At 64.4% G+C, this 14,384-nt stretch carries 26 protein-coding genes and 1 tRNA gene; 12 read left to right on the plus strand and 15 right to left on the minus strand.

Translation table 11 applies throughout. The features are described 5' to 3' along the window. Positions 1-2 precede the first annotated feature (2 nt). From QMZ26_RS17920 to QMZ26_RS17945, 6 genes are all read left to right on the plus strand, one after another. Positions 3-302, plus strand: a complete 300-nt coding sequence (locus QMZ26_RS17920) for an integration host factor subunit alpha (protein WP_005410432.1) — start codon at positions 3-5, stop codon at positions 300-302. Then, positions 283-639, plus strand: a complete 357-nt coding sequence (locus QMZ26_RS17925) for a MerR family transcriptional regulator (RefSeq protein WP_005410431.1) — start codon at positions 283-285, stop codon at positions 637-639. Before QMZ26_RS17920 ends, QMZ26_RS17925 begins: the two co-directional genes overlap by 20 nt. 68 nt (positions 640-707) lie before the next feature. Continuing rightward, positions 708-784 (plus strand) — tRNA-Pro (locus QMZ26_RS17930). A gap of 427 nt (positions 785-1,211) precedes the next feature. Continuing rightward, positions 1,212-1,343: a hypothetical protein gene (locus tag QMZ26_RS17935; protein WP_283222230.1), complete on the plus strand. Its 132-nt coding sequence runs from the start codon at positions 1,212-1,214 to the stop codon at positions 1,341-1,343. Then, positions 1,330-1,641 carry a helix-turn-helix domain-containing protein gene (locus QMZ26_RS17940; RefSeq protein ID WP_079222584.1) on the plus strand — a complete coding sequence of 104 codons (312 nt, stop codon included), beginning with the start codon at positions 1,330-1,332 and terminating at the stop codon, positions 1,639-1,641. Before QMZ26_RS17935 ends, QMZ26_RS17940 begins: the two co-directional genes overlap by 14 nt. A 303-nt stretch (positions 1,642-1,944) precedes the next feature. Further along, positions 1,945-2,337, plus strand: a complete 393-nt coding sequence (locus QMZ26_RS17945; protein WP_108747073.1) for a hypothetical protein — start codon at positions 1,945-1,947, stop codon at positions 2,335-2,337. Between the two features lie 148 nt (positions 2,338-2,485). Here QMZ26_RS17945 and QMZ26_RS17950 read toward each other — a convergent pair whose 3' ends face one another. Next, entirely contained in the window at positions 2,486-3,178 is a 693-nt protein-coding gene (locus QMZ26_RS17950) for an aspartate/glutamate racemase family protein (protein ID WP_283222231.1), read from the minus strand. A gap of 151 nt (positions 3,179-3,329) precedes the next feature. Here QMZ26_RS17950 and QMZ26_RS17955 point away from each other — a divergent pair, with 151 nt between their 5' ends. Next, positions 3,330-3,968: a LysE family translocator gene (locus QMZ26_RS17955; RefSeq protein WP_283222232.1), complete on the plus strand. Its 639-nt coding sequence runs from the start codon at positions 3,330-3,332 to the stop codon at positions 3,966-3,968. Positions 3,969-4,065: 97 nt separating this feature from the next. Next, a complete protein-coding gene (locus QMZ26_RS17960) occupies positions 4,066-4,239 on the plus strand; it encodes a DUF1328 domain-containing protein (protein WP_108747071.1) in 174 nt (57 codons plus the stop codon). A gap of 32 nt (positions 4,240-4,271) precedes the next feature. On the opposite strand, the gene QMZ26_RS17965 is transcribed toward QMZ26_RS17960, so the two are convergent. The 5 genes from QMZ26_RS17965 to QMZ26_RS17985 all read right to left on the minus strand — a co-directional run bounded on the left by QMZ26_RS17965 (position 4,272) and on the right by QMZ26_RS17985 (position 6,596). Then, positions 4,272-4,604 (minus strand): SMR family transporter, encoded by a 333-nt coding sequence (locus tag QMZ26_RS17965; RefSeq protein WP_283222233.1) that lies wholly within the window; start codon positions 4,602-4,604, stop codon positions 4,272-4,274. A 13-nt stretch (positions 4,605-4,617) separates the two neighbouring features. Next, positions 4,618-5,190: a TetR/AcrR family transcriptional regulator gene (locus tag QMZ26_RS17970; RefSeq protein ID WP_283222234.1), complete on the minus strand. Its 573-nt coding sequence runs from the start codon at positions 5,188-5,190 to the stop codon at positions 4,618-4,620. Positions 5,191-5,237: 47 nt separating this feature from the next. After that, positions 5,238-6,005 carry a transporter gene (locus QMZ26_RS17975; RefSeq protein WP_345782694.1) on the minus strand — a complete coding sequence of 256 codons (768 nt, stop codon included), beginning with the start codon at positions 6,003-6,005 and terminating at the stop codon, positions 5,238-5,240. Between the two features lie 72 nt (positions 6,006-6,077). After that, a complete protein-coding gene (locus QMZ26_RS17980) occupies positions 6,078-6,311 on the minus strand; it encodes a DUF1653 domain-containing protein (protein ID WP_200733604.1) in 234 nt (77 codons plus the stop codon). Positions 6,312-6,320: 9 nt separating this feature from the next. Further along, complete coding sequence (locus QMZ26_RS17985) at positions 6,321-6,596, minus strand: hypothetical protein (RefSeq protein WP_200733605.1); 276 nt, start codon at positions 6,594-6,596, stop codon at positions 6,321-6,323. A 396-nt stretch (positions 6,597-6,992) separates the two neighbouring features. On the opposite strand from QMZ26_RS17985, the gene QMZ26_RS17990 reads away from it, so the two are divergent. Beyond that, a complete protein-coding gene (locus QMZ26_RS17990; RefSeq protein ID WP_283222235.1) occupies positions 6,993-7,256 on the plus strand; it encodes a hypothetical protein in 264 nt (87 codons plus the stop codon). 39 nt (positions 7,257-7,295) lie between these two features. Here QMZ26_RS17990 and QMZ26_RS17995 read toward each other — a convergent pair whose 3' ends face one another. The 9 genes from QMZ26_RS17995 to QMZ26_RS18035 all read right to left on the minus strand — a co-directional run bounded on the left by QMZ26_RS17995 (position 7,296) and on the right by QMZ26_RS18035 (position 12,297). Next, positions 7,296-7,805 carry a pilin gene (locus QMZ26_RS17995; RefSeq protein WP_283222236.1) on the minus strand — a complete coding sequence of 170 codons (510 nt, stop codon included), beginning with the start codon at positions 7,803-7,805 and terminating at the stop codon, positions 7,296-7,298. 4 nt (positions 7,806-7,809) lie between these two features. Then, positions 7,810-8,376 carry a hypothetical protein gene (locus tag QMZ26_RS18000; RefSeq protein WP_283222237.1) on the minus strand — a complete coding sequence of 189 codons (567 nt, stop codon included), beginning with the start codon at positions 8,374-8,376 and terminating at the stop codon, positions 7,810-7,812. A 103-nt stretch (positions 8,377-8,479) separates the two neighbouring features. Further along, positions 8,480-8,956, minus strand: coding sequence for a pilin (locus QMZ26_RS18005; RefSeq protein ID WP_283222238.1), 477 nt, complete (start codon positions 8,954-8,956; stop codon positions 8,480-8,482). A gap of 115 nt (positions 8,957-9,071) precedes the next feature. Continuing rightward, positions 9,072-9,527, minus strand: coding sequence for a pilin (locus QMZ26_RS18010; RefSeq protein ID WP_283222239.1), 456 nt, complete (start codon positions 9,525-9,527; stop codon positions 9,072-9,074). Between the two features lie 171 nt (positions 9,528-9,698). After that, the gene (locus QMZ26_RS18015) at positions 9,699-10,142 is read right to left on the minus strand and encodes a pilin (protein ID WP_283222240.1); all 444 of its coding nucleotides are present in this window, start codon (positions 10,140-10,142) and stop codon (positions 9,699-9,701) included. 106 nt (positions 10,143-10,248) lie between these two features. After that, on the minus strand, positions 10,249-10,575 hold the full coding sequence (locus tag QMZ26_RS18020; RefSeq protein WP_200734558.1) for a hypothetical protein: 327 nt from the start codon (positions 10,573-10,575) through the stop codon (positions 10,249-10,251). Between the two features lie 99 nt (positions 10,576-10,674). Further along, positions 10,675-11,049 (minus strand): roadblock/LC7 domain-containing protein, encoded by a 375-nt coding sequence (locus QMZ26_RS18025; RefSeq protein ID WP_283222241.1) that lies wholly within the window; start codon positions 11,047-11,049, stop codon positions 10,675-10,677. Beyond that, on the minus strand, positions 11,042-11,593 hold the full coding sequence (locus QMZ26_RS18030) for a GTP-binding protein (protein ID WP_079222570.1): 552 nt from the start codon (positions 11,591-11,593) through the stop codon (positions 11,042-11,044). The genes QMZ26_RS18025 and QMZ26_RS18030 overlap by 8 nt, the downstream gene beginning before the upstream one ends. Then, complete coding sequence (locus QMZ26_RS18035) at positions 11,590-12,297, minus strand: hypothetical protein (RefSeq protein WP_283222242.1); 708 nt, start codon at positions 12,295-12,297, stop codon at positions 11,590-11,592. Before QMZ26_RS18035 ends, QMZ26_RS18030 begins: the two co-directional genes overlap by 4 nt. A 240-nt stretch (positions 12,298-12,537) precedes the next feature. On the opposite strand from QMZ26_RS18035, the gene QMZ26_RS18040 reads away from it, so the two are divergent. The 3 genes from QMZ26_RS18040 to QMZ26_RS18050 all read left to right on the plus strand — a co-directional run bounded on the left by QMZ26_RS18040 (position 12,538) and on the right by QMZ26_RS18050 (position 14,215). Continuing rightward, positions 12,538-13,197, plus strand: a complete 660-nt coding sequence (locus tag QMZ26_RS18040; protein WP_200734555.1) for a response regulator transcription factor — start codon at positions 12,538-12,540, stop codon at positions 13,195-13,197. A gap of 141 nt (positions 13,198-13,338) precedes the next feature. Next, positions 13,339-13,878 carry a DUF3011 domain-containing protein gene (locus QMZ26_RS18045; RefSeq protein ID WP_108758165.1) on the plus strand — a complete coding sequence of 180 codons (540 nt, stop codon included), beginning with the start codon at positions 13,339-13,341 and terminating at the stop codon, positions 13,876-13,878. A gap of 133 nt (positions 13,879-14,011) precedes the next feature. Beyond that, positions 14,012-14,215: a hypothetical protein gene (locus QMZ26_RS18050; RefSeq protein ID WP_079222567.1), complete on the plus strand. Its 204-nt coding sequence runs from the start codon at positions 14,012-14,014 to the stop codon at positions 14,213-14,215. Positions 14,216-14,384: the final 169 nt, after the last annotated feature.

Raw genomic sequence — 14,384 nt, forward strand, 5'->3', positions numbered from 1 at the left:
CAATGGCATTGACCAAGGCGGAGATGGCGGAAAAGCTGTTCGACGAAGTCGGTCTGAACAAGCGGGAAGCCAAGGAATTCGTCGACGCGTTCTTCGATGTGCTGCGTGAAGCGTTGGAACAGGGACGTCAGGTGAAGCTGTCCGGCTTCGGTAATTTCGACCTCCGGCGCAAGAACCAGCGCCCGGGTCGCAACCCCAAGACCGGCGAGGAAATTCCGATTTCCGCCCGTACGGTGGTCACCTTCCGTCCGGGCCAGAAGCTCAAGGAGAGGGTGGAAGCTTATGCTGGATCCGGGCAGTAACCGCGAACTACCGCCGATCCCGGCCAAGCGCTACTTCACCATTGGTGAGGTAAGCGAGCTGTGCGACGTCAAGCCGCACGTGCTGCGCTACTGGGAAACCGAGTTTCCCAGCCTTGAGCCGGCCAAGCGCCGTGGCAACCGCCGCTACTACCAGCGCCACGACGTGCTGATGGTGCGGCAGATCCGCAGCCTGCTGTACGAACAGGGTTACACCATCGGTGGCGCGCGCCTGCGCCTGGATGGTCCGGATGCGCGCGAGGAATCGGCGCTGAGCAACCAGATCATCAAGCAGGTACGCATGGAGCTGGAAGAAGTGCTGCAATTGCTTCGCCGGTGATCCAAAACCCCGCGTAATCCGCTATACTTCACGGCCCGCCGCACTGGTGGGTACATCGCAGCATCAGTCGGGGCGTAGCGCAGCCTGGTAGCGCATCTGCCTGGGGGGCAGAGGGTCGTCGGTTCGAATCCGGCCGTCCCGACCACTGTGATGAAACAGAAAGCCTGCGCAGCGATGCGTGGGCTTTTTTGTTGTTTGTAGGGTCGAGTTTGCTCGACTCATCTTCGAGGCGGTCGAGCAAGCTCGACTCTAGCTGACAGGCCGCGTCCTCACAGGGGCTCTCTCTGCCAAGGTCCTGCATGGCGAGCGCGACGTTGTGGCTGAACAAGTTGGTCCGCAGGCACTTGTGATCTATACGGCTCTGCCGTATAGTTGTGACATGTTGCTACTGACCGTGATCGAGTCCCCACTGTTCAGCAGGTATTGGCCCGACTATTGGACGGCCGAACAGCACAGCGATTTTGTTGCCTACATTGCCGGAACCCCAGGCGGGGGACGTGATCCCAGGCTCTGGTGGATGTCGGAAGGTGCGTTGGTCGGGTGATGGCAGAGGCAAGCGTGGAGGAGTGAGAGTGATCTATACCCTGCGCTTGGCAAATGGAGCTGTAGTGGCACTCACCATTTACGGAAAAGGCACCACAGAGGATATTCCCGCGCACATCCTGCGCGAACTGGCGGAGGAGCTTGGCCATGCCGATGAATAAGAAAGAACGAGAAGCCCGTGATGCTGGCCGAAATATTGGCGCAGAGCTGCTGGAGGCTGTTCGCTCGGTGAAGGCTGGCAAAGTGGGTGCTGTGAATATGGTGCCTGTGTCGATTGCTGCAGAGGCGCGTCAGCGGCTTGGCATGTCCCAGGCGCAGTTTGCCGGAATGCTCGGCGTATCGGTACGTACGTTTCAAGACTGGGAGCAGGGTCGTCGCGAGCCATCCGGCGCCGCAAAAACGCTTCTGAAGATCGCGGCGTTGCGTCCAGATGCCGTGCATGAGGCGCTGGCAGTCTGAGTTGTCGAATCACCAAGCCCGCCGGTAGGCGGGCTTCGTCTGCAGCCACAACGCGTTGCGCAGGCCGACGGCCGCCTCAAAGAGGGGCGTGCAATGCCGCCAGCCAGGTCCTGTTGCAGTCAGTCCGACCTGCGTTGCAGTGGCGCAGTCGAGCAAGCTCGACTCTACCGAGGGTGTGCGATACCGGGCGTTCAGGCCCGCAGCCCATACGCTGCGGTACTTCCCTTATCATCGGCGCACATCCGATTGCATCGGCATTCTCCTCGCACCCGCCACCGGCGGTTGCGGCGGGCGTGCAGGACGATGCGCGGACCACGACGACCACAGGGGGTTGCGTTGATCAGCAGTACCGTCATTCATCGTTCGGCCGACGCAGGCACGGACGGCGTCCGCGTCCTGGACACCACGTTCAAGGAAAAGCGCGTCTTTGTTTCATGGGGCCTGCGTGGCGAGGATCTCAGCCGCGAGGCCGAGCCGGCCGAAACCGTTGCCGCGCGCCAGGCGTTGCAGCGCGAGTCGCGGCAGGTTGAGGGGCCTCGAAGCGGCGAGGTGTTCATTGCCAACCAGGCCGCCGCAGCCATCAGCGTGTACCGCCTGCTCAGCGAGGCGCGCAGTGGCGATGCCGTGTTCTTCCTGTGCGATTCGCCGGCGGTGGTCGAGTGGCTGGTGACCGCGCTGGAAATACGCGAAGGCTGAAGCGCGCTTTGTAGAGTCGAGCTTGCTCGACTGTCCGCAACAGCAGTCGAGCAAGCTCGACTCTACGGAGCAAAGCAACAGCAGTCGAGCAAGCTCGACTCTACGGAGCAAAGCAACAGCAGTCGAGCAAGCTCGACTCTACAAACCGCTACGCCAGTGCGGCATCCACGGCGGCGCGTGCGTGCAGGGTAGTGGTGTCGAACAGCGGCACAGGGCTGTCCTGCTCACGCACCAGCAGCATGATCTCGGTGCAGCCCAGGATGATCGCCTCGGCGCCGCGGGCGACCAGTCGCGCGATCACGTCCACGTACACCTGTCGCGAAGCGTCGCTGACCACGCCTGCGATCAGTTCGCGGTAGATGATGTCGTGCACGTCGCGGCGGTCGTCGGCGTCGGGCACCAGTACCTCCAGCCCGAAACGGTCGCTCAGCCGCCCACGGTAGAAATCCTCTTCCATGGTGAAGCCGGTGCCGAGCAGGCCCACCGTACGCAGGCCCGCCTGCAGGATCGCCTGGGCGGTGGGGTCGGCAATATGCAGCAGAGGCAGCGGGCAGGCGGCTTCCATCTGCGGGGCCAGCTTGTGCATGGTGTTGGTGCAGACCACCAGCAGGTCGGCGCCACCGGCCTGCAGGCGGCGTGCGGCATCGATCATTTCCGTGCCCAGCGCGTCCCAATCGCCGTCGTGCTGCATCTGCTTGATGCGGGCGAAATCCACCGACCACAGCAGCAGCTGCGCCGAATGCGCGCCCCCCAGCCGCTGGCGGACATCCTCGTTGATGAGGCGGTAGTACTGCGCCGAGCTTTCCCAGCTCATGCCGCCGATCAGGCCCAGGGTCTTCATGCGTATCTCCATGCTGGAACCGCCATTGCAGCACAGACCGGCGGCCGCGTGCAGGGCGCCCTCTGTAACCGTCATTCGTGGCCCGCGCTGTACGTACCGCCGCACGCCGCCAGCCCGTAAGCTGGTGGGCTCCCCCGCGTCGAGAACAACAATGGCCCTGCATACCTGGTGGTGGTTCCTGGCCACGGTCTTCGTGCTGTGCGGCACGCCGGGCCCGAACATGCTGCATATCCTGGGCCGCAGCGTCGGGCTGGGTTTCCGCCGCAGCGTGCCGGCCATGGCCGGCTGCCTGCTGGCCATGCTGCTGGTGCTGGCCGCTTCGGCTGCTGGCCTGAGCGCGTTGCTGCGCTCCTCGCCGATGTTGTTCGAAGTGCTGCGTTACCTGGGCGTGGCCTACCTGGCCTGGCTGGGCATCAAGGCCTGGCGCGACAGCTGCCGTCCGGTCGCGACGGGCACCGCAAGCGAGCCGCTGCTGGCGCCGGTGCACGGTGCGTGGTCGGTCTTCCGCGGTGGCCTGCTGGTGGGGCTGAGCAACCCGAAGCTGCTGCTGTTCGCCGCCGCATTCCTGCCGCAGTTCGTCGATCCCGCGCGTGCGCAGGGCCTGCAGTACACGGTGCTGGTGGCCACCTTCGCCGCCTGCGAACTGTTCTGGTACGTGATGTATGCAGCGGGTGGGCACAGCCTGCGCCGCTGGCTGGCCAAGCCCTTCGCGCAGCGCTGGTTCGAACGGCTGGTGGGCAGCGTGTTCCTCGCGTTCGCTGTCGCGCTGCTGCGCTTCCGCCCGCGCTGAACGTTCACGCCGCGCGCGCGGCGCGCTCACGGCACCCGGATCGGCGCCTGCCTAACCTGATCCCACTGTTACTAGTCCCTGTGGGGAAAGGATCGACATGATCAAGTGGGCCATCATTTTTGCTGTCATCGGCCTCATTGCCGGTGTGCTCGGTTTCGGCGGCATCGCCGGTACCGCAGTCGGCATCGCCAAGTTCCTGTTCTGGGCAGGCATCATCATCGCGGTGATCCTGTTCCTGATCGGCAGGAGCGTGGCCAAGAAGGTCGCCTGACAGCCTGCCCCAGGTGGCCGGCGGCAGCGCGCTCAGTGCGCGCTGCTTTTCGAGAACAGATTGATGACCAGCACACCCGCGCAGATCAGGCCGATGCCGATCAGCGCCGGCGTGTCCAGGCGCTGCTTGAACACCAGTAGGCCAATCAGCGAAATCAGCACGATGCCCACGCCGGACCAGATCGCATAGGCGATGCCCGTCGGGATCGATTTCATCGTGAGCGCCAGCAGGTAGAAGCACACGCCGTAGCAGGCCAGCGCACCCAGCGTGGGCGCGAGCCGGCTCATCCCCTCGGACGCTTTCAGCAGCGAGGTGGCGATCACCTCCAGCGCGATGGCGGCGGCCAGGCAGGCATAAGGATTCATCGCGGGCTCCAGGTCAGCCGGGCATGCACAGCTTCAGGGCTTCGCCCGCCATGGCCAGCGCATTGCGCCGTTCTTCCTCATCCAGCGGGCGGCCATAGGCCGTGGCCCAGTAGCCATCGGCTGCGCAGCGCGCCGCGTAGAGTCGCGGGTCGGTGGCCTCGCCGGGGAACTCGGCCAGCATGCCGCGCATCCATTCGCGCCAGTGCGCCAGCATGGCCGGTTCCAGCAGGTTGGCCATGGTCAGGCCGATATCGTTGTCCTGGGTCTGCTGCAGCAGATGGTTGAAGCTCACCTCGACGTAGGCGCGGGTGAAGCAGCCATGGCCGGGCGGCGCCTGCAGCATGTGCGCGCGCAGATCCTGCTCGAACGCAGAAACCAGCGCGGTCAGCGTTGCGTCCAGCAGCGCCTGTTTGCTGCTGAAGTGATGGAACAGGGCGCCCTTGCTGACGCCAGCGGCACGGGCGACGTCCTGCACGGTCAGCGCAGCAAGCCCGCCCTCGCCGATCACGCGGGCGGTGGCGTCGAGCAGGGCCTGGCGCACGGCTTCGGGCGCCTTGCGGCGGGTGAGGGCGGGGGATGCAGACATAAGTGAAGGAAACCGACTGGACGGTATGATTGTAGCGCAGCCGCGGTTCAGTCCAGGTAGACCGACAGGCCGCTGGCCATCTGCAGGTCCGGGCTGTCATCGTCCAGGCCGACGTCGAACGAGATATCCAGCTGGACGCCCGGGCGCACCTGCCAGCTCAGGCCGGCCCCCGCCAGCGTCTGGTCGGGCGCATCGTTCACGTCGAAGAAGCCCGCTTCCAGATAGGTGGACACCGTCGGGGTGGCCTGCAGCGACAGGCTGGGCGCCCACGTGGTCGTGCGTTGGCCCGCGCCGCGCTGATGCTCGGCAAACAGCCCCAGGCTCCATCGGTCGGTCAGGGCCTGCTCCACGCTCGCCGCAAGTGCGTATTGCCGGCCATCGCTGAAGGCTGCGTCGCCGCGCGCCACCACGGCCGTGGCCAGCACCGCCCATGCGGTCCGGTCATTGCTGCCGGGGCCGGCCCACTTCACGCCGACGCTGCTGTCGCCCGCCCCGCGCAGGCGGGTGTCCTCGCCATCTGGCGCGCGCAGGCGCTGGCGATTCCACGGTGTACCCGATACCTGCAGTTCCAGGCCGGGCGCCAGGCCGGTGCGCAGCAGGGCATCGCCGGACAAGGTCGTACTGCGCACGCCCTCGGCGTCGGTTTCTCGCAGGTAGGAAGGAAGCCCGAACTCCAGCGCGACGGCGCCACGGCCTACCGTGTCGGTACTGAAGCCGAGGCCGGGCCGATCAAAGGCGGGCGGGGCGGACGGAGGCTCTGCCCGTGCGGACAGGCAGGCCATGGAAAGCCCGAACAGAACGATGCACTGGCGCATGCTGGCCGACGAGCTCGAGGGGTGTTGCCGAGCATGCGCGACCCGCGCGTCGGGGCGCCGTGAACGCGGGGATCAGTCGTCGATGCGGGCGAAGCGCGGCTGCGGGCCGTGCTCGCCGGGCACCTGCTCGACGAACATGGCGTACGGGCGTACCCACAGGCCACCTTCGCCGTAGAGCGCGCGGTACAGCACCTGCGGTTGCAGGGTTTCGCTGCTGCGCACGATATCGAGCACTTCGTACAGACCGCCCTTGAAATGGCGGTAACGGCCCGGCTCGAGGCGGGGCAGGGGGCTGAGGTCGGACATCCGGGAATTCTACTTCCGCGCGGGCGTGGGCGGCAGCGCGCACCAGGCATCAATGGCCTCGGCGGTGTTGGCCAGGCCCTGGGCCTGGGCCAACTCCCATGGCCGCTCGCAGCGCCCGCTGCGCTGGCACCATTGGTAGCCGGCCGAACCGATGCAGCCGTGGGCGTCGCGATCACCGCCGACCACGGGCACGGCGGCGGCGGCATCCCGGGCGGGCGCGGGTTCGGGCTGTGCGCAGGCGCTCAGTGCCAGCACCAGCAGCACCGGCAGAAGGGCGATCTTCATCGGCATGGCCTCGGGTCCGGAGGCCTCAGTGTCGGCTGCTTCCGCGCCGGCAACAAGCGCTCAGCTGATGCTGGCGCGGACCAGCTCCTCAAGCAGGACCAGATAGCTGGCCACGAAGTAGAACTTCAGCAAGGTCGAACGCTGCAGCGGAAGCGAGGTGCGCATGTGGAAGGGGCCCCTGTTAGTGACGGTAGTGTGAAGCGCGCCTGACTTCGTGACAAGAGTCACGGAAAACCTTCACTAAACGGACTCATAGATGTGATGGGGGTAGCGTTCTGACAGCTCCGTGCGGATTTTTCTTATTTTTCTGATAGGCCGCCCCTGACCGGCTGACTAGGGTGGATGGCATCAGCAGACGGCCTCTGGCCCCTGCGCCTTCCACCACAGGAGTCCGTCATGGTCATTACCGTCAAATGCAGTGCCGCCCAGTGGTCGCTGCTGGATCCCGCTGCGGGCAGCGCCGAAGCGTTCGGTTCGGGGGCTGCCGCCTTCGATACCGCCGTCGAGCGGGCCGGGGATCACTATCGCCGCACCGGGCAGGAAAGCATCGTGCGCGTGGAAGCGCTGGGCAACAGCATCGAAGCCGTGCGTTTCCAGGCGGTGGCTGTCGCGCCGGTGCCCGCACAAGCTACGGAGCTGCATCCTGCGATTGCTCGGTAGCCTGTAGACCGGGGCCCGACCATGGTGGAAGGTTCCCGCCTATGGGCCAATGCTGTCAGAATGCTGGCAGGATGCGGGAACAACGGCAGCGTTTTTGACCGCAACTTCGCAGCGCCACGCGCCGGTAGTATGGTCGCGTATGAGATACACAAATGTACCTCCATCATTTCTGATGATGCATACGATGCTGAAGTCCTCCTTGTAAGGACTTGGGTTGGAGTTGGCGAGAAGAATGTTTGAGCAGCTCGTGCCACTGGCCGGGAGCCCAAGGTAGGTAAGTCTGTAGGGCAGACCTCCGAACTTGGATTCATCGAAATCATCGCCTTCCGCAATCAAGTGCTCCAGTGCTGCCTTCGCTGGCGCGATTTCAGCAAGCCCAGCGGCAATTTTTGCTTTGGTCGAAAACAGGTGGTACTGCGGCAGGCCTATCATGGCCAGAACGGCGATGATTGCCGTAACCACCATCAGCTCGATCAGGGAGAAACCTGCGTCTTTTATCGTGCGCGCTGGCGTCTGGCCTGTTTCAGGATTATCAGATCCGGTGTGCATTTTCTTAGGCTCCTTTGCCGGGAGGTGCCGCATGCCGTCCGGGTGCTGCGGAGGCGGGCAGGTCAGGAAACTGCTGCTCGAGCGCCGGGGTGATGAAGCGCCACAGCCACGCACGGCTGACGGTCTTGGCGTGGACGTGTTCGATCTGCCCCGGCAGAGCCCTGTCCTGCAGCAGCCGCTGCGGGTCCTCGGCCAGCACCAGGATGAGCAGGTCGCGGCGCAGGCAGCAGATGCGCCGCAGCAGGGGAATGCCATCGCTTTGGCCAATGGTAGGCATGCAGGGGTCGATGACCAGCACTTTGCAGGCCGGGTCGGCAATGCGCGCCAGTACCTCCGACGGTGAGCGGGCTTCGCGGGGAGCCTGACCCTGCAGATGCGGGAAAATGCCGAGGGCGAGCTCGCTGCGGACCCAGGGGTTTGCATCTGCGATGACCAGGGCATGGGCTTGGCCGTACAGCCTGGGGGTGATGGCAACAGGGCTTTCTGGGGTAAACCGATCGTCGTTGGCGGCGGGTACGGTGGACATGTGGGTGTAGTGGGTGATGCGCGAGAGACTGATGAACTTCCGCACGCCCAACTCCTTAAGTACGAGCCATGTTGGATGCACGGTGTTGGCTTCGCCGCGTCATTGACGACGATGGACTCGCCCGGATGTCCAATTTATTTCACACAGGCTATGGATTATCGGGGCCGCAGCCCTTTGGGAGGAGGTCGTAATCGGGAATGGCAGTCCAGCAGCGCCATTCATGAGTGTCTGAATCCCTTATCAGCATCAGGCTCATGCTCCACGTGCCAACGTTGTAGCCGGCATCAGGACGCAGGAGGCATTCGATTTCCACGTTCGCAAAGGGGCGCACTATAATGGTTTCGCAGCGTTCGCTACTTTCTGGCAGCCCCAGTTTCCTGTTGTCTGAGCCATAGATATCGCCTCGCTCTGCCAGCCACGCTTCCACGCCCGCCTTCCCGCCAGCTATGTCTGCCAAGGCTGCAGCCAGCTTTGATCTTGTAGTGAACTTCTTGTACTGCGGGACTGCGATCATGGACAGGATCGCGATGATGCCCACGACGACCATCAGCTCTATCAGAGAGAAGCCTTGCTGGCCTTGCACGCGTTTAGCTGCACGGCCATCCTTTGGTAGTTCGTTTTCCATTGTTTCCTCCATGGCGAAGCCAACATTGAGCCGGGAACGGTATGAGGCAGTGACTGGAGAGGCACATGCGACTGTATGCAGGGATGAGAGCCTGCGCAGCGGCATGTGCCTGCGATCAGGCCTGACAGCCGCGCGGAAGTAGATCCTGCTCAGGGATGTCGCTCTCGCAGAGCCAGGTGCCATTCGGGTCGCGACTCAACGTCAGGCTGCCGGTGCCAAATGTGGCGTCGCTCTCAAGCCGGCAGTCGATGCTTGTGGCACCACTTACGGCATCTGCCGTGACAGTAATGAAGCTGCAGCGTGAGCTGGAATCGGGGAGGCCAATCGATGCCGCTGTGGTTACCTCGGTGCCCGCAGCCAGGAGTGACTCGACGCCAACTTTTCCGCCCGCTATCTCTGCCAGTGCGCTCGCCAGCTTCGCTTTGGCGGAAAATTTTTGGTACTGCGGAAGCGCAATCATCGCCAGGATGCCGATGATCGCCACGACCACCATAAGCTCGATGAGCGAGAAGCCTTTCTGTCGGGAGTTTATGCGGGATGCACGATGTGTGCGGAAACGAGAGGTGTCCATCTTCTTTCCTCGGTGACGTGGGTTATTCATCGAAATCGCCGCGATAGCTCGTGCCTCGTGGCGTGGCGATAGATAATCACGGGCGTCGCTCCGGGTATATTCCATTAATGGGAAAATTGGCCTCCGGCGGATTGATCTCCCCACTTTTCCCATTTGTTGAATCAATACGGTTCACGGACGGCAGGCTGCTGGCAGCAGTTGCGGGTCGGGTACTTCAGCCATGCAGCGCCAGGCGCCCTGCGGTGTGCGTTGCAGTGCCAACGTGCCGCGCACGGGTCCATCGCCGCGGAGTTCGCAGCGCAGTCGTGCGTGCCCGGTGTCGGGCAGGTGCATGCGCAGTTGCCTGCAGAACGCCGCGCTGGCGGGCAGGCCGAGATGTTGGTCGCTGATCCGCAGATCGCCGTCTGCGTAGCTGGCTTCCACGGCCTGGATCACCTCGCCAATGCGGGCAACGGCGGTGTGCAGGTACTCGCGTTCGCTGTTTCCGCCGAGTGTTGGCGCAGCCAGGACGACGGCATAAACAGCAGTGATGGCCGCCGAAATGGCAATGGCCGCCCAGGGTCTGGCCCGGGGCGGCAGCACGATGTCCCTGTGTTCCGGAGAAGCTGCATGCATGGCAGTGGCTCTCCCTCCTGTGTTCCTTGGGAGGAAGACATCCCAGTGCCGGGGCCGCTCCTCCAGCGGCCCCGGCACGCCTTCCCCATGAACGCGTTTGTGGCCGTTACAGCGCCAGCGAACTCTCCACATCCAGCACCATGCGGCGGGCGAGGGCGAGGTTCGCCTTCTGCCGGTCCAGCACGACGTAGAAGAACAGCCCCTTCTTGGCCGACACCGGGCGCAGCACGTGGTAAGCGCGGCCCAGGGTGATGAGGATGTCCTCGATGCTGTCGTTGAGGTTGAGGGCTTCGGCGGTTTTCATCTTGGCGCGCAGCACTTCGGTGTTGCCGGCGGCGGCCAGCTCCATGTCCACGCCCGAGCCGGCGTTGCCCAGCAGCATGCCGCTCTCGTAGTCGACCAGTGCAACGGCTTGTGCGCCGTTGATCTGCATGAGCGTGTCCAGGCATTTGTTGATGGCGGTATTCATTTCAGTCGTCCGTTGCGGGTGTTTGGAAGAAAAGAGTCGTCTGAGCAGTGAGAGCGACATGCATCAGTTCGTGTTGTCGGCCAGCGTGCGCACGCACTGCTTGGCATGCCACAGGGCGTTGCCGATGACACAGCTGTGGTCGCACGCGGTCATCAGCAGCCGCGGCTGCGATCCGGGTATGGCCAGCATCAGCACCTTGCCGTCGGCGGCGTCGAGGATCAGCGTGTCCAGTTCGCCAAAGCGCAGCTCGCGCCCCAGCGCGCTGGCCAGGCCCAGCATCGAGCTGGTCATCGCGGCCAGGCGATCGGCCACGTTGCCTTTCGGCCCGGCCTGGGCGAGCGCGAAGCCGTCGGCGCTGGCAACCACGATGGCCTGGATGCCCGGGACGTCGCGCGCCAGTGCGTTCAATGCCGGTGCGGCGTTAAGGGCGTTACTCATGTGCGGCCGCCATTGCATTGCATTCAATCTGGCTCATCAGCAGGTCCATGGCGGTGATGGCCTGCTTCATGTCACGCGGGTCCAGCGGCAAGGCCGGCAGGTGCGGGGCCTGCTCGCTCAACCACGCCTGCCAGTGCGGCAGGATCGGATCGTCGGTGCGGCCGCACTTGGTGATGCCGATGACTACCGGCAGGGTGGGCGCGTGCTCGGCGATGGCCTGCAGGTGCTGGCCGGCGAGTGTGGCGTTGACGCACTTGCTGCCATCCACCAGCACGATGGCGCCCTCGGCACCCGCCAGCAGGATCGGCCAGATGTACGAGAAGCGTTCCTGCCCGGGCGAGCCATACAGGCGCAGCCGGTCGCCGCCCGGCAGGTCGATGTCGCCGTAATCCATGGCAACGGTGGTGTATTCCTTGCCCACGCTGGGGTCGGTATTGCGGGCTTCGGTCACCACGGCTTTGCCGTGGGTGAGGGTCTGCACGAGGGTGGATTTGCCCGCACCCAGCGGGCCCATAACGACGATCTTGTGCTCACGCACGCTCATGCACTCCAGCGGATACGAAGTTGGCGCCACAGATTGACCAGGCCATCGGTGGGCGAGGGACGGACCGGTGCGTCGCTGCCCATCACCGGGAAGGCGTAGGCAGTGAGGAAGGCGGCATTGAAGAACGACTGCACCTGGCGTTGCGGCAGGTCGAGGATGTCGCAGCACGCCTGGACGGAGGCGCCCTGCTTGATCAACAGCGCGCACAGGCGGAAGTGGTCGTGGCGGTGGGCGAGGATGCGGAAGTCCGGCCAGCGGCGCAGGCGCAGCTTGGCGTCCATCTGCAGCGGCAGCATCAAGCGGTCCAAGCGTGTTGCGGCCAGCGCGATGTTCCACAGCGTGGGGCGCAGCGCCAGGTTGCTGGACACGACCGCGCGCTGCTCGAACACCTCCTTCGTGACCGGTGCAAGGCTCAACGCCGGGTGCTCCTCGGCGAGCAGTTTCTGCAGCAGTGTCAGCGTGATCGGTGCGGGCGCCGTGGTCATCATGCGGTCGTTCTTCGTGTCCAGCCAGCAGACGGCTGTGTCGTCATGGATGACGGCGGCATAGGCGGACCTGCGCGGCGTCGCGGTGTCGTTCGCCAGATGGATGCGCAGCTGCTGCACGAAGGGCAGCGCCGCGGCCGGCAGCGTTGCCGCTGGCATCGACAGAGGGGCAGGCGGTGCCTCGAGATCTTCGAAAGGATGGCGGCGGAATCGGACCATGAGCATCGGGCGCCATGAGTGATTGGAGGTGGATATATAAGTCGGTTTCTGTTTTTGTTTCCATGAAACTATTGGGAAAGTTGCAAATGTGCGCGGGGGTCATGCAATTAATGGAAAGGCATGCATGAGCGCGGGTTTGCGATGAGGAATTGCATTTTCCGTTGTTAAGTTGACGAAGCGTTCAAGGGTTATTAGCGTTTTCCGTGCGCACTGCGGCGTGACCATTTACAGGCAATCACCATGCTCACTCGAATCGCCATCGCGGATGACCATCCGCTGGTGCTGTTTGGCACCCGCCTTGTGATCGAGGCAGAGGGGCGGCACAGCGTCGTGGGCGAGGCGCAGTGCGCGGAAGCGCTGCTCGATCTGCTCGCCACTGAAGATGTGGATCTGGTGGTGACCGACTTTTCGATGCCCGGTGGAAAGCGGCCGGATGGCCAAGCGATGCTGCAGGCGCTGCGTCGCAATCACCCCAGGATTCCCGTAGTCCTGGTCACGATGATCACTAATCCCACCACGCTCAACATGGCCATGCGGACCGGCGTGCGCGGCTTGGTCTACAAGGGCAGTGGCGTGGACGGCCTTCGCAATGCGGTCGATTCGGTCATGGGCGGCGGCATCTACCTGGACTCCGAGCTTGCCCCCTGCCTGCAGGAGGCCGGGCGCCAGCGGACCCTGTCCGTGCTGTCGCCCAAGGAGCTGGAAGTGCTGCGGCTGTATGTATCCGGGCCGTCCATCACCGAGATCGCCGCACAGTTGCGGCGGACGGTCAGCACGATCAGCCGGCAGCGGATCTCGGCAATGCGCAAGCTGGGCATCAGCAACGACGCCGAGCTGTTCGCGTTTGCGTTCGAGGAAAAGCTGGGGACGCCGCAGGTGATGGCGGCGGCGGGAGAGTGATCGCCGCCGCCGACTGATCGATTCTGGTCAGGCCCGGTTGGGTTGCTTGAACGGAATGCCAACCATGTCATGCGCCCCCTCTGTGCGGCGCGCCCGGAATCTCCGATGCTTGCGCCATCGTATTCATCTGGAGATGTGGCAATGGGCAAGGGATCGGGCAGGGGACTGGGCTGGGGAACCGTGGCATGCCTCGTGCTGCCGATGCTGGCGGCTGCAGGTGCCGCGCAGGCGCAGAACCGTGGTTATGACGACCGCTACGACAACCGCGGCGGCGGAATCGTGCGCTGCGAATCGGTGAAGAACCGCAGCAACGAGTGCCGGCTGGACGGGCGGGCGCGCCTGATCCGCCAGTTGTCCGGCTCGCCGTGCGTGGAGGGCCGCACCTGGGGCCAGTCGCGTGGTGGCGTGTGGGTGACCCAGGGCTGCCGTGCCGAGTTCGTGGGCGAATCCCGTGGCGGCTGGGGCCACGGCGGCGGCGGTTGGGGCGGCAACGGCGGCCAGGTGATCGCCTGCCATTCCAACGACCGCCGGCAGAAGTACTGCGATGCGCGCATCCGTCGCGACGTGCGCCTGGTGCGCCAGGAGTCGCGCAGCCCCTGCGTGGAAGGTCGTACCTGGGGTTGGGACCGCCGCGGTGTGTGGGTCAGCGATGGCTGCCGGGCCCAGTTCCAGATCAACTGACGGCAGTGGCCCTCAGATTCAGATTAATCTGATGGCGGTCACAGTTCATTCCTCGTATCGTCGGCAACCGGGGGCAGTGCGCCTCCCGGTGTGCCCACCGTCATCGATACGCTGTTCAAGGAGTGAGCAACGCATGTTGATCCGTCTGCAATGTGAGCAGCGCCAGTGGCGCGTGCTGCACCCGGACAAACCGGAACCGATCGAGTTCCGCGACGGTGTCCGCGCCTTCGATTTCGCCGAAACCCTCGCGCGCCTGCACTTCACCGACACCGGCCAGCGTGCGGCCGTGCGCGTGGAAGCCAGCGGCGCGTTTGTCGAGGCGATCAGCTACGGTTGATCGCCACCATCGGTTGCACCGCCGGTTGGGTGGGTGCGGACCGTTGGTCCGCACAGATGGATCTACTGGTTTGGTGGGTGCGGACCGTTGGTCCGCACAGATGAGCCCATCCACGCATGGCGTGGATCTACTGGCTGGGTGGGTGCGGACCGTTGGTCCGCACTGATGA

Source organism: Stenotrophomonas sp. PFBMAA-4, assembly GCF_030053215.1.
In the GTDB taxonomy this organism is placed as follows: Bacteria; Pseudomonadota; Gammaproteobacteria; order Xanthomonadales; family Xanthomonadaceae; genus Stenotrophomonas.